At 45.6% G+C, this 11,400-nt stretch carries 15 protein-coding genes; all 15 read right to left on the reverse strand.

The annotated features are described in order from the left end of the window. Window positions 1-4: 4 nt before the first annotated feature. The gene (locus SBH76_RS02780) at window positions 5-193 is read right to left on the reverse strand and encodes a transposon-encoded TnpW family protein (protein ID WP_002569233.1); all 189 of its coding nucleotides are present in this window, start codon (window positions 191-193) and stop codon (window positions 5-7) included. After that, entirely contained in the window at window positions 190-1,044 is an 855-nt protein-coding gene (locus tag SBH76_RS02785; RefSeq protein ID WP_002569234.1) for an ATP-binding protein, read from the reverse strand. Before SBH76_RS02785 ends, SBH76_RS02780 begins: the two co-directional genes overlap by 4 nt. Then, complete coding sequence (locus SBH76_RS02790) at window positions 1,041-1,790, reverse strand: phage replisome organizer N-terminal domain-containing protein (RefSeq protein ID WP_002569235.1); 750 nt, start codon at window positions 1,788-1,790, stop codon at window positions 1,041-1,043. Before SBH76_RS02790 ends, SBH76_RS02785 begins: the two co-directional genes overlap by 4 nt. Next, the gene (locus tag SBH76_RS02795) at window positions 1,780-1,992 is read right to left on the reverse strand and encodes a hypothetical protein (RefSeq protein WP_002569236.1); all 213 of its coding nucleotides are present in this window, start codon (window positions 1,990-1,992) and stop codon (window positions 1,780-1,782) included. The genes SBH76_RS02790 and SBH76_RS02795 overlap by 11 nt, the downstream gene beginning before the upstream one ends. Window positions 1,993-2,177: 185 nt before the next feature. Continuing rightward, window positions 2,178-3,800: a relaxase/mobilization nuclease domain-containing protein gene (locus SBH76_RS02800; protein ID WP_002569237.1), complete on the reverse strand. Its 1,623-nt coding sequence runs from the start codon at window positions 3,798-3,800 to the stop codon at window positions 2,178-2,180. Next, on the reverse strand, window positions 3,772-4,170 hold the full coding sequence (locus SBH76_RS02805) for a plasmid mobilization protein (protein ID WP_002569238.1): 399 nt from the start codon (window positions 4,168-4,170) through the stop codon (window positions 3,772-3,774). Before SBH76_RS02805 ends, SBH76_RS02800 begins: the two co-directional genes overlap by 29 nt. Window positions 4,171-4,794: 624 nt before the next feature. Then, window positions 4,795-4,998, reverse strand: coding sequence for a helix-turn-helix domain-containing protein (locus SBH76_RS02810; protein WP_003505336.1), 204 nt, complete (start codon window positions 4,996-4,998; stop codon window positions 4,795-4,797). Then, on the reverse strand, window positions 4,988-5,434 hold the full coding sequence (locus SBH76_RS02815) for an RNA polymerase sigma factor (RefSeq protein ID WP_003505338.1): 447 nt from the start codon (window positions 5,432-5,434) through the stop codon (window positions 4,988-4,990). Before SBH76_RS02815 ends, SBH76_RS02810 begins: the two co-directional genes overlap by 11 nt. Window positions 5,435-5,638: 204 nt before the next feature. Next, complete coding sequence (locus SBH76_RS02820; protein ID WP_317976706.1) at window positions 5,639-6,406, reverse strand: class I SAM-dependent methyltransferase; 768 nt, start codon at window positions 6,404-6,406, stop codon at window positions 5,639-5,641. 213 nt (window positions 6,407-6,619) lie between these two features. Continuing rightward, window positions 6,620-7,075 (reverse strand): XRE family transcriptional regulator, encoded by a 456-nt coding sequence (locus tag SBH76_RS02825; protein ID WP_003505401.1) that lies wholly within the window; start codon window positions 7,073-7,075, stop codon window positions 6,620-6,622. Window positions 7,076-7,156: 81 nt separating this feature from the next. Further along, complete coding sequence (gene tet(32), locus SBH76_RS02830) at window positions 7,157-9,076, reverse strand: tetracycline resistance ribosomal protection protein Tet(32) (RefSeq protein WP_003505402.1); 1,920 nt, start codon at window positions 9,074-9,076, stop codon at window positions 7,157-7,159. Window positions 9,077-9,437: 361 nt separating this feature from the next. Next, window positions 9,438-9,959 (reverse strand): P-loop nucleotide/nucleoside kinase family protein, encoded by a 522-nt coding sequence (locus SBH76_RS02835; protein ID WP_003505403.1) that lies wholly within the window; start codon window positions 9,957-9,959, stop codon window positions 9,438-9,440. A 262-nt stretch (window positions 9,960-10,221) separates the two neighbouring features. Beyond that, complete coding sequence (locus tag SBH76_RS02840; RefSeq protein WP_007593623.1) at window positions 10,222-10,362, reverse strand: Maff2 family mobile element protein; 141 nt, start codon at window positions 10,360-10,362, stop codon at window positions 10,222-10,224. Between the two features lie 2 nt (window positions 10,363-10,364). Beyond that, the gene (locus SBH76_RS02845) at window positions 10,365-10,676 is read right to left on the reverse strand and encodes a single-stranded DNA-binding protein (protein ID WP_007593624.1); all 312 of its coding nucleotides are present in this window, start codon (window positions 10,674-10,676) and stop codon (window positions 10,365-10,367) included. A 369-nt stretch (window positions 10,677-11,045) separates the two neighbouring features. Further along, a complete protein-coding gene (locus tag SBH76_RS02850; protein ID WP_007593636.1) occupies window positions 11,046-11,399 on the reverse strand; it encodes a cupin domain-containing protein in 354 nt (117 codons plus the stop codon). Window position 11,400 lies beyond the last annotated feature (1 nt).

Consider the following 11,400-nt stretch of genomic DNA (forward strand, 5'->3'; position numbering starts at 1 on the left):
TCGGTCAAATCGCCGTTTTTTGTGTAGCAGCTTCCGCTTCCAGCACTTTCATCATCTTGTCGGCTGCGGTGTCGGTTGCGCCCTGCTTGAAGAAGCCGGAAACGGTAAGGACGGAGTTGCCCATGCGGATTTCCGTCACACAGTCCGGGCGGCGGTCTGTTTTGGTGGTGCTTGTCTGTTTCGTTTCTGTCATAGGCTCTCCTTTCGCTGCTTCATCAGTTGCTTTAAGCGTTCCAGCTTTTCCTGTGCGGTTTCCTTTCGGAAGTTGCTGCCCGTGAAGCGGACGGGGGCGCACATGGAAGTCAGCCTGTCATAGATACGGGCGTGGGGCGTGTCCTGCGGGTGCTGCAATTCCTCCAGCGTGAGGTTGGTCGTGGCGATCAGCGGCTTGCCGCTTCGGTAACGGCTGTCAATCACGCTGTAAACCTGTTCCAGCCCGTATTCTGTTCCTCGCTCCATACCGAAATCATCAAGTATCAGCAGAGGGTAGCTGCAAAGGCGGGAAATATATTCGTTCCTGCCCTCAAAGCTGGCGGCAAGGTCACCCAGTATCGTTGCAAAGTTTGTCATGCAGACGGCAACCTCTTTTTCCATAAGGGCGTTGGCGATACAGGCGGCAAGGTAGCTTTTTCCCGTCCCCACGCCGCCCCAAAACAGGTAGCCGATATTTTCAGCCTGCATGGTTTCCCAGCTCTCCACATAAAAGCGGGCGGTTTCGGTCTGCGGGTTTCTGCCGTTGTCATGCTCAAATGTCCAGTTCCGCATAGCAGGGTCGGTAAAGCCCCGGCGTTTCAAGTCCTCCACTTTTTCAAGGTGCTTCTGTCGGCTTTCGGCGGCTTGCTGCTTTTCACGGGCTGCCCGCTGGCAGTCGCACTCTGCCGGGTGGCGGTCACGCCCGAAACAAGTCTTTCCCTCTGCAAAATAGGCTTCTTTGGGCGTATGGCACTTACCGCAGTATAAAAGCCCGTCCTCGCCTGTGTAGTCCTCCGCTTCGGCGGTAGTGGCTGTAATGTCCGTAATCATAGCTTCAATTCCGTTTTTCATAAGCTCTCGCCCTCCTTGCATGAATAATCGGGTATGCCCTGTTTCGGGGCAGCCTTGCCTTTGGCAGCGTCCTCCTGCGCCCACTTGTAAATGGTGGCTGCATGGCTGTGGTACTGTTTCCCGGTGGAAGCGATATGGCAGGAAAGCCGGTCAATATAATACTCCCACTTGTCGGGCAACTCTGTTTTTAGCCCGGAAAGCTCTGTATCGGTCAGTATCACATTGTTGTATCTGCCATAAGCGGCGGGGGCGGGGTGTCCCGTTTCTCCCTCTCTCTCTTTTTCTATCTCTATCTCTTTCTCTAACTCTATCTCTATCTCTGGTGGACGAATGTCGGACAAATGTCCGCCTTTTGTCCGGGGCGGTAAAAGTGCCTTGTTTTCCAGTCTTGCAGCCCGTTTCCGCTCGGCTTCGGTAGAGGACTGTCCTATCATCAGCTCAATGTCGGTCATATAGAAAGCCCCGCTGTCAAGCTGCTCCACAAGCCCCAACTGCCGGAAAATCTCTAAAGCCCTCTCAACCGTCCCTATCTGGTGGCGGGTCAGTGTCGCTATCATCTGCGCTGTGTAGGGGATATGCTCGTCAAGCTGCAATTTCCCGCCGTTTTTCAGCGATTTTAAGTACAGCTTCAAGAGGATATTGGAGTATAAAATCCCGTCTTTCATATCTTCCAGCAGCACAATGGAGTCGCTGTCAAAAAAGTTCTCTTTCAGCTTGAGGTAGTAATACTTGCGGTTATCTGCCATTGTCCCTGTCCTCCTTTTTCCGGCGTTTGGAGTAGTAGTGGGGGCAGAGTATGATAACCGCCCGGAAGCTCTGCTTGCAGCTATGGGTACAGCCCCGGCAGAGGTCATTGTATGTGATACGATCGCAGGTGGAATTCCCGACTTTCACTTGCCGCAGGAAAAAAGACCATTCCAGCCGCCGTTTCTTGCTCATTCTTGGCATGGGTGCGCTCCTTTCTGCCGTTTCCGCTGGTGTGGCGGTATCGGCGGTAATTCTGTATCATCTCGGTATCATTTTCGGGTTTTTTCTGCCCTATAAGCCCGTTAAAAAATCCTTTGGTATTTGCGGATAGGGTACGGGGCAGCCCCCTTGTTCTGTATAGGTTCGGGTACATTTTGGGGCGGTTTTTATCGTTCCTGTTCCTGCCTTTTCACAGGCTTGCGCTCCCGGTGTAAAATCTGGTCGATATTGCCCTTGACAGTCTGTAAGCGGCGGTATTCCTCCCGTTTTGCCCGGTAATCGTTGTAGCCGCTGTTTTTCTCTTGGATAAGGGTTTCAATCTCTGCTTGCAGGGCTTTATAGCTCGGCAGCTTGGAAATGCCGTTTTCCCTGAAATAGCGGGCGGCTGCGTCTGCTATGATAAAGTCGCTTTCGTACTTCTGACGGTAGGCTGCTTTTGCTTTGGCGTTTTTCTGCTGTTTCAGCCCGTCCCGGACAGGGCGGGTCTTGGAATAGGCAAGCACCTGCCGTTGCAGCTCCTTTTTCCCGTTCAGCGTCTTTTCCATCTGCTTCAGCTCTGTAAGGCTTTCCCGCATGGCGGTATAGGCGGCAGAACAGGCTTCGTCCAGTTCCTCCGGGGAAGAAAAGCCGTACTGCTGATAGGCGGTAACGGTAGCTGCCATTTGCTTTAGGTTGTGCTTTGCCGCCCAGCGGTCATAGCCCACGCCCTTGCCCTCGGCTCGCTTGGCTTCCCGGTCAACCATGCGCTGCAAGGTGTTGTCTGCCGGGGTGGTTTTTGTGGTTTTTTCCCCTTGTGACAGCTTTTTAACCGCGGCAGGGTATTCGAGTATGGCTTTGCTCTGTTCGGCGGCTCTGTGGGCGTTCTGCGTAAGCAGGACAAGGACAGCAGCCTTGTCAAAATCGTCCCCCAGCTTCCGGGCTGTGATAGGCTTTGTCCTGTCCGGCGTGAGGTAGGAAAGCCGCCCCCGGCTCTCCTTGACGGTCACACCCTCCCGCAGCAAAAGGGAAGAAAATTCGTCAAAGCTGCCAGCTTGGGAAAGTGCCTGCCGTATCGTCCGGCGCAGCTTCGCCTTGTCCGTTTCAAACTTGGTGGGCTTGGTCGGCTGTCCTGCGGCTTCTCTGACAGCGTTCTCTTTATCAAGGGCAAGCTGTCCTTTCTTTGCCGCCCAGTATTCCCGTTCGGTTATCCGTTCCTTGCTGCCGCTTAGGAGGTCGATTTGGTAAAGCCCCTCCCGGTGGCACATCTCCATGACTTCACTCTTGAAATATTCCATAGCGGCGTTGGTGCAGCGGTGCTTGCAGCCCTCCCGTGTGTCGGCTGGTCTGTCCATGTAGGGCAGAAGCGGGACTTCATAAATCCGCAGGGAGTTGATGACGATATGCACATGGATATTGCCGCTGTGGTTATGCCCGTCCGGGTGGGTGCAGACTAAGGCTTGGTGTCCGGGGAAATGCTCTTTACAGAACTGCTCGCCCAGCTCCTGCGCCCGGTCTACGGTCAAGCCGTTGTCTGTCCCGTCCCGTGGGTCAAAGCTGATGATATAGTGGTGGCTTTTCACATCTTCCCGTTTTTGGTTTTTCTCATAGCGGAGATTAGCCCGCATACAGGCAACAGCGAAATCCTCGCCCCCACAGTTGAGGGAAGAAATGCGGTAATCCTCCCTCGGTATCAGCCGCCCGTTTTCATCAAGGGTGGGCTTCATGGTAAACTCGTCATGCTCAAATGTGAGATAGGCTTCCGCTGCGCCATAGTCCGCATTTTTAGAGCTGATATGTTTGAATGTTGCCAACAGCGTCACCCACTTTCTGCAAGACTTCAAACTTTAGGGCAGCAAGGTCGGAAACCGCCGCCCGTACCTCCCCGGCAAGCTGCGGGTAGGGGCTGTGCCACTCGTTCAGCGTCCGGGCTATCTGGTTTAAGTTGCCGCCGATCCTGCCGTATTCGGCGGTCAGCTTCCCGACAGCGGCAAGCAACTCGTCATTGACGGGGGAAACGGTTATGATGGGGCGTATGGCTGCCCCGGTTATGGCTTGCCGGATAAACTCGGCTTGGCTCATGTTGTAAGCAGAAAGCCTTTCCGCAAACTCGGCGTATTCTTCCTCGGTCATGCGTGTCTTGACTACCCGGCTGCGGTGCGGCGTGTTATATCGTTTTCGCATGGTAAAACCTCCTTCGGCTGTGCGTGGTGTCCTCTCACTAATAGGAGAAAAACAGGGTGTAAAGCGGAACTGTTTTTGAAAAATCCGAAAAATTATTTTGAGGGATTTTCCAGCGGCGTAAGCCGCATAAGCAGGGTTTGGGGAAGGCACTCCCCAACAAGATTCCCGCAGGGGCAAAATGAGCGATAAGCGAATTTTGGTACTGCGGTAGAATCTTGCTCTGAAAAACTCCGGCGTTCCCCGGCTTCCGTACTTTCCGCTAACAAGACGTTTCAAAAGGGCTTTGCTACCCGCTATTCCGGCATATCTTGAAAATTTTCCTTTCACTACCTACAACACCACGCAAAGCAAAATGGACGGAGATTTTTAGAATTTCCCCTTATTCCCTACAACACCACGCAAGCCGAAAAAGGCGGACAATGGCAGTATTTTTTTCTTTGATACCCTCCACGGATAAGTAAGGGATTTTGCCAACTGCGGCGGCAATTTTCCCTTTTGTTTTTTCATACTGGGGATTTTCAAAAATGCCAAACAGGAACGAAAAAAAGCAGCAAATCTGTTGAATAGATTTACTGCTTTCTGGTTGCCGGCGAAGCGGCGGTTATTCAGTTGTAGGCGGTAGGGCTATCTCCCAAAGCGGAACTTGAAAATAGCTGTGAGAAGCGTCTGGGTGATGTAGTCCTCTGTATCTTGGTCTACCCGTCCATTCACACGGGCGGCACATTGTATGCGGCGGCGGTAATACTGCAATACAGTTCCCACCGCTTCCGGCTCCCCGCTGGTGGCTTGGACGATTGTTTCATAGGGGAGAAGCCTATTATTTCTCATATGCCATTCCCTCCATTTCCGCTTGGAGCTGCCGTAGGACTTTTCGGATATGGTAGCCCGCTGTGCTGCGGCTGCGCCCGTACTGTCTGCCAATTTCGTGCTGTGGAATACGCTTGAAAAAGGACAGGTAAATCATTTCCCGCTCCCGTTCGTCCAGCCGTGACAGGGCTTCCGCAAGTAAGCCGCTGCTGAAAATGACCGTATCGCCGCAAAGGGTAAGTATGTATTCCTCGTCCGGCTCCGGGGCTTGGAAATATTCATCTGTCGTGCCTAAAGGGTAGTGCTTTTCGTCTGTGAGGTATTCAAGGGATATTTCTCTTTTGTGCTTCCTGCTCCGTGTCCTCGCTGCGTTGATCGTTGCATTTCGGATAACGACTTTGCAAAAGGCATGGAAAGTGTACTCGATATGTTCCCGATATTCTTCTGTACAGGTCATGGAAAATCCCCCTTTCCTCCCAAAAGGGCTGTGGCTGGTTAGTAGTTGCTTTTTATGATAGTAAGGGGCGGCAGCACTTTAGGCTGTCGCTCCTTGACTGCCTAACTGCAAAACCGGGCGGGGCTGTCAACGGCGGGCGAAGCCCGTTCATCTTGACCGTTGACTGGCTCGGCCAGGTTTGCTATTTATCCGGCAAACTTGAATTTATTTTAAGCTATCACGTTTTACCTTTTTAAGCCTTACTATCATTACCATAGGAATTTCTTTGTTGTTTTTGAAACATTCTTCATAAAATCCATCAATGACAAATCCAGCTCTAAAACAAAGGTTAAAAATATCTTGTATGGAACGATGATAATAAATCTGCTCCTCCGGTTGCCCTTCAATCGCTATACCATAGTAACTGTGCGGTGTCATATATTTTTCAGTCAACGTGATAAAACAAGGGTGTTGCGTTGCAAAGACAAAAATTTCGCTTTCCTCCAACAGTTCATAAACAGCCATAAGAAGTGGTTCAATATCCGTAATATCCATAATTGCCATATTAGAAACTGCTTTCGTAAAGGCTCGATTTCTTTTTAATTCTAATATACTTTCTCTATTGGTCGCATCCGCTACACAAAATTCAATTTGTTTTGCATATTGTGATTGCCGTCTTTTAGCCAATTCTATCATTTTTTTGCTGTAATCAAAAGCGACAATCGAAGCGCCTCTTTGTGCAAGATACGAAGAATAATTTCCATTGCCACACGCAATATCCAAAATGTAATCCGCAGGATTAGGAGATAGAAGTTCCGTTACTTTGGGACGCACTACCTCTCTGTGAAATTCATTAGATTTGTCACCCATTGCATTATCCCAAAATTGTGCGTTTTTCTCCCAGATTTTTTTACTTTCCTCTGTTCCCATGTTCTCTCCCACTCCCAAAATTTGCCTTTTTGCTTCCATTAAATCTTCCTTACTATATTCCATTGTTACCCTCCATAACTTCTGATTGTTGCCGTCTTGACTATTATGTATCTTTTCTTTCCAAAATGGTATAGGCTTTTATTTTTATAATGCTGCAAAACTTTTCTTCTGTAAGGTATTCAAAGGATATTTCCCTTTGCCGCCGCTATTGGAAAGCCAAAAGCAGCGGCTTTTTTACGCGATATGACCGAAAAGTCTAGAAAGCAGGATATGTCATCATTTGTCATTTCTTCTCAATGTAATAACTGCATGGCATATCAAGCCAAATACAAGAGAAAAACAGCCACCGCCAAATAGTGATGCTCCCCACCCTGCACCCGACATTGTCATAAAACCGCCAACAAAGAAAATACCAATGCCAAGAAATATCCCGACACCATAAAAAAGTCCAATTGCCATATCATACTTATTAAATTGTCGTTTCTCTTTTTTTTCACATGTTTCCATTTTTGTTATTACCTCCTTCGCAAAATCGTCCATGTGGACTCCAAAAAGAAAACAAATTTTTTTCAACGTATTTAAATCGGGTTCATTAACATCTCTCTCCCAATTCGATAGCGCCTGCCGGGTAACATTCAATTCCCCAGCCAGTTCTTCCTGTGTCATTCCCGATTGTGTTCGCAGATGACGTATTTGCTTTCCTGTTGTAATATCCGTCTGTTTCTGGTTCAAAATGGTTCCTCCTCTCTGATGCTGATTTTATCAATGATATTTCGCAATAGCCAGCAATGAACGCTTGCATTGCGCAAGACGTTACATTATCTTCTGAAACATATGCCGGATCTTGTCTAAACGGCTGTTCGGGCGGCGTGGCTGAAATACAGGCTCGCCGGAAGTTTCCTGATACCCTTTTAATTCTGTAATGCAGACACTTCTTCCATTTGTATAAAAATTCAGATCATTCCTATATTCACCGATACAACGGGCAGGGATTTCACCCTTAAAAATAACTTCATCTTTTTCAAGTCTGGTTGATTCAATGATTGCGCAATACTTTGGTGCATCATTATAAGCCCGTGAAAGATATTCCTGCGGTGCAAAAAGGGTAAAGGAAAGGTATGGTTCCAACAGTTGTGTCCCTGCTTTTTTCAATGCCTGCTCCAACACGACAGGCGCAAGAAAACGAAAATCAGCGGGGGTGCTGACCGGGCTGTAATAAACTCCATAATCAAAACAAATTTGGCAGTCTGTCACTCCCCAGCCATATAAGCCCTGCTCCATTCCATAACGCACACCCTCCATGACGGCATTTTGAAAACTTTGGTTTAAATAGCCGAGAGATACCTCGCTTTTATATTGTGTTCCGCTTCCAACAGGAAGCGGTGTTACAGTCAAACCAATAGATGCCCAAAACGGATTCGGCGGCACTTCAATATGAATCGTGCAGCTCGCTTTTTTTTGCGGTCTTTCCAGATAAATAACCGAAGGCTCTTTCATAGCCACGCCCACATGATATTTTTCTTCTAATAGCGAACAAATAACTTCTAACTGTACTTTTCCCAAAAAAGATAACATAATCTCATGGGTAACAGTATCAATGTCAAAATGCAAAAGAGGGTCTGTATCAGCAATCTCTGCGAGGGCATTTAACAGGGCTTCCCTTTGCTCCGGCTTTTGCGGCTCTACCGTTGTCCGAAGTAATGGCATGGGATTATCAATCCGTGTTTTGTGAGGCAGGAGTTTTTCATTTCCCAGGATATCGTTCAGTTTCAAAGTATCATCAGCTAAAATAACAATTTCTCCCGGACAGGCATGGTCAGCCGGGACGATTTCACCATTTGACGGAATACACATTTCTGTAATCTTTATTTTTTCCTTTTTTGACAGCAGCAGGGTATCCCGTAAATGGAGCGTCCCATGATACAGGCGTAAATAAGAAAGCCGTTTTTTCCGCTCTGTATACTCAACCTTAAAAACATATCCACATAATTCAGACTGAATATCGTCCGTTTCTGTAATGAAAGTTTCTATAATCGCTTCAATCAGTTTTTCTGTTCCTAAATTGTCTTTTGCACTCCCATGATAAACAGGAAACAAAGAGCAGCATCTGGTTCTTTTGCACTTTTCATATTGTAATTCCTGTATATCCAAAGAATCCTCTGCAACATATCGTTCTAATAGTTCATCGCTTCCGGAAATAATCATATCCCATTTGTCTAAATCAGAAATATCGGTCATGGTTATCTTTGGCGACAGGGAAACCTCCTGCATGACAATCATATCACTGGTAAGTTTATCTTTAATGCTTTGGTAAACACACTGCAGGTCGATCCCATTTTGGTCTATCTTATTTATAAAGATAATTGTCGGAATGTCCATTTTCTGAAGCGCATGGAATAATATACGGGTTTGTGCCTGTACGCCGTCTTTTGCTGAAATGACTAAAACAGCTCCGTCAAGGACAGATAAAGAGCGGTATGCTTCGGTTAAAAAATCCATATGACCGGGAGTGTCCACGATATTGATTTTATAATCATTCCAATAAAAAGAAGTAACCGCTGTCTGAATGGTAATTCCCCGTTGCCGTTCCAAAATCATAGTGTCTGTTCTTGTGGTCCCTTTATCCACGTTTCCCTGTTCCGCAATCGCTCCACTGGTGTATAGCAGACTTTCTGTCAATGTAGTTTTTCCTGCGTCTACATGGGCCAGAATGCCGATATTGATTATTTTCATGTGATTGTCCTCCCTTTACAGCCCCAAAGGGCATAAAAATCCCCAGCAGTAAAATACTTTTACCACTGGGGATTCTAATTTGCGGACATACACATATACAGCATACACCTATTTGTGATTGCTGTTTTTTGAATATGTCAAAATTGATAAGGCAAAAGTATTCTTAAATTGGGTACAAAAAACCAAGCCCCCACAAAAGGAGCTATCATAATTCTTTGTTCCCACTATTTGATTATAGTTTTATTTAAGAATACCTTGCCGCATATTTTTTACTCCTTTTCTGGAATGAAGCTATTATATCACATCAGTTTTAGGAAAGAAAGTACTTAAAAGAAATTTTTCTTCCCCTTATATGTAACAATCATACCGGCTTCCTGGTGTTCAGAATGGTTTCTGCTGTCTGCTGTGGTGTTTGATTGGAATTGTCCAGCCAAAAGCCGATCCGTGGTGTTGTCTGCATAAATGTATCGTATAAGGTTTCAACCGTAAAGCCGGAATAGCCTGTTTTCTCCCTGTATCGTTCCCTTTCTTTTATTGTTTCCACATCTGGACAAAGAACGACAACCTCAACAGGGTATTTATGCAGATAATTTATCATTCGGTTTAATTCATCACCGTAGTAGTTATCTTGGATCACTACAGAAAAGCCGTTGTCAAAGTATGACCTTGCCGCATCAGCAGTCAATTTGTATCGAAGGTACAGCTGGCGGACTGCTTCCGCTGATGGGGTAGCTGACATATTTTCTCTGCCTGAAATAATCATTTTTCGGAACACATCACCACGAAGATGGACGCATTTTTCTATTGATTTTGCCAGTAAATCGGAAACTGTAGATTTTCCAGAAGCCATTAAGCCTGTAATGAGATAAATTTTTTGTTTCATTTCACTTCCTCCGGCACAAAAAATATGTACATGTAACTAATTCAACACATTTATAATTTGAATAGGGACATTATAGCATTTACTAAATACAAATTCAATGTATACGGAAAGAAAGATATAAGGAGTGGGAGGGATTCCGCCGTAGTCGGCATTGTAGGAAAATCCAAAAGTTTAGATTTTCCCACAATGCTTATCTTTTGGTCTTTGGTTCGGAATAGTGTAGTGCTGGCGGTCTATCTCTTGTTTTCGGTTGCTTGCTTCCTTACCGTACATGAGCATTTGCTCCTGGATTATCATTTCCATATCCCTCCATAAGGTTAATGACTCCCCAGGCTCCAAGTCCGGCTCCTACTGCCATAACCAAAATCTGTAATACATTGACTGCCTGAACAAAAAAATCCATATTTATTCCTCCTCGTTTTCTTCCTTCTTTTCAATCTTGTTATATGACTTCACTACAAAGTTTTTGTAAGTCTTTCCCTCTTTTTCACGCTTCTTAAAGTAGCCGAAGATATGAATCAAATCGCCTTTCTCAAAGGCTTTTGCTATTTCTGTCTTTTCTCCATAAGCTGCACAGTTGATATACTCCTTACCCTTACCGTACTTTTTTACAAGCGTAAAATTTGCAACTTCTACCGTTTCTCCGTCTTTTTCAAAGTTTGAGAAAGTAGGTTCCGCCAATAAGTTGGCGTTGATGTTAATCATTTCTTGTTTCATCTTTTTAAATTTCTCCTTTTCATTTCAATAAAAAAAGCGACCAGAAGTATTACTTTTCCAATCGCTGATACTCTTACTATTTAGTTTTTTCTTAGTGGGACTTCTGATCCTTATCATCTTATCTCCTTTATTGTCTTTAACATATTTAAGGGAATTAGCATTTTGTCGTGTATATATTAGTGAAAGGTACTTGAAATACTAGTTCGCTAATTAGTGAGTTTCCCCTATTTATTGATCGCAATATAAATTGAAAATAGGCATGAAAAAAGACGATAGATTTTTTTCTTTTCTATCGTCTTACGCATTTAGTATTCAATTTTTCAGTTCGACAAACTTGAATGTATCAAAACACATTCAAAAAAATGTATTTCATTCGCCTATAGGATCATAATCTGCCGGAACCGGTGCAACGATACTCACAAAAACTATATCCTCTGTTCCTGTGTTCATTGCGCCGTGACATGCACCTTTAGGAGAAACGATAACCTGTCCTTTTTTTAAGGGAATCTCTTTATCCGGTTCGGGATAGAATATTCCTTCTCCCTGTAAAATGATCCAGATATCATCAGAATTGTGGTGACGGTGCTTCTGCAAGGTTTGTCCCGGTTTAATCACCCACACCGACCCTCCTGTAGATTCTGTTTGGTAAAAAGGTGTTTTCTTTGCAGCTTTTTTGTCTTCTTGTTTTACCATGTCCATTTCATAGATTCTTTTTTCTTCCATT

The sequence above is a fragment of the Lachnoanaerobaculum sanguinis genome, assembly GCF_033242365.1.
Classification (GTDB): Bacteria; Bacillota; Clostridia; order Lachnospirales; family Lachnospiraceae; genus Lachnoanaerobaculum; species Lachnoanaerobaculum sanguinis.

What these genes read in the sequence shown, in the direction of transcription:
- SBH76_RS02780 (WP_002569233.1), bottom strand. Translation starts at nt 193, where the DNA reads ATGACAGAAACGAAACAGACAAGCACCACCAAAACAGACCGCCGCCCG.
- SBH76_RS02785 (WP_002569234.1), bottom strand. Translation starts at nt 1,044, where the DNA reads ATGAAAAACGGAATTGAAGCTATGATTACGGACATTACAGCCACTACC.
- SBH76_RS02790 (WP_002569235.1), bottom strand. Translation starts at nt 1,790, where the DNA reads ATGGCAGATAACCGCAAGTATTACTACCTCAAGCTGAAAGAGAACTTT.
- SBH76_RS02795 (WP_002569236.1), bottom strand. Translation starts at nt 1,992, where the DNA reads ATGCCAAGAATGAGCAAGAAACGGCGGCTGGAATGGTCTTTTTTCCTG.
- SBH76_RS02805 (WP_002569238.1), bottom strand. Translation starts at nt 4,170, where the DNA reads ATGCGAAAACGATATAACACGCCGCACCGCAGCCGGGTAGTCAAGACA.
- SBH76_RS02810 (WP_003505336.1), bottom strand. Translation starts at nt 4,998, where the DNA reads ATGAGAAATAATAGGCTTCTCCCCTATGAAACAATCGTCCAAGCCACC.
- SBH76_RS02815 (WP_003505338.1), bottom strand. Translation starts at nt 5,434, where the DNA reads ATGACCTGTACAGAAGAATATCGGGAACATATCGAGTACACTTTCCAT.
- SBH76_RS02820 (WP_317976706.1), bottom strand. Translation starts at nt 6,406, where the DNA reads ATGGAATATAGTAAGGAAGATTTAATGGAAGCAAAAAGGCAAATTTTG.
- SBH76_RS02835 (WP_003505403.1), bottom strand. Translation starts at nt 9,959, where the DNA reads ATGAAACAAAAAATTTATCTCATTACAGGCTTAATGGCTTCTGGAAAA.
- SBH76_RS02840 (WP_007593623.1), bottom strand. Translation starts at nt 10,362, where the DNA reads ATGGATTTTTTTGTTCAGGCAGTCAATGTATTACAGATTTTGGTTATG.
- SBH76_RS02845 (WP_007593624.1), bottom strand. Translation starts at nt 10,676, where the DNA reads ATGAAACAAGAAATGATTAACATCAACGCCAACTTATTGGCGGAACCT.
- SBH76_RS02850 (WP_007593636.1), bottom strand. Translation starts at nt 11,399, where the DNA reads ATGGAAGAAAAAAGAATCTATGAAATGGACATGGTAAAACAAGAAGAC.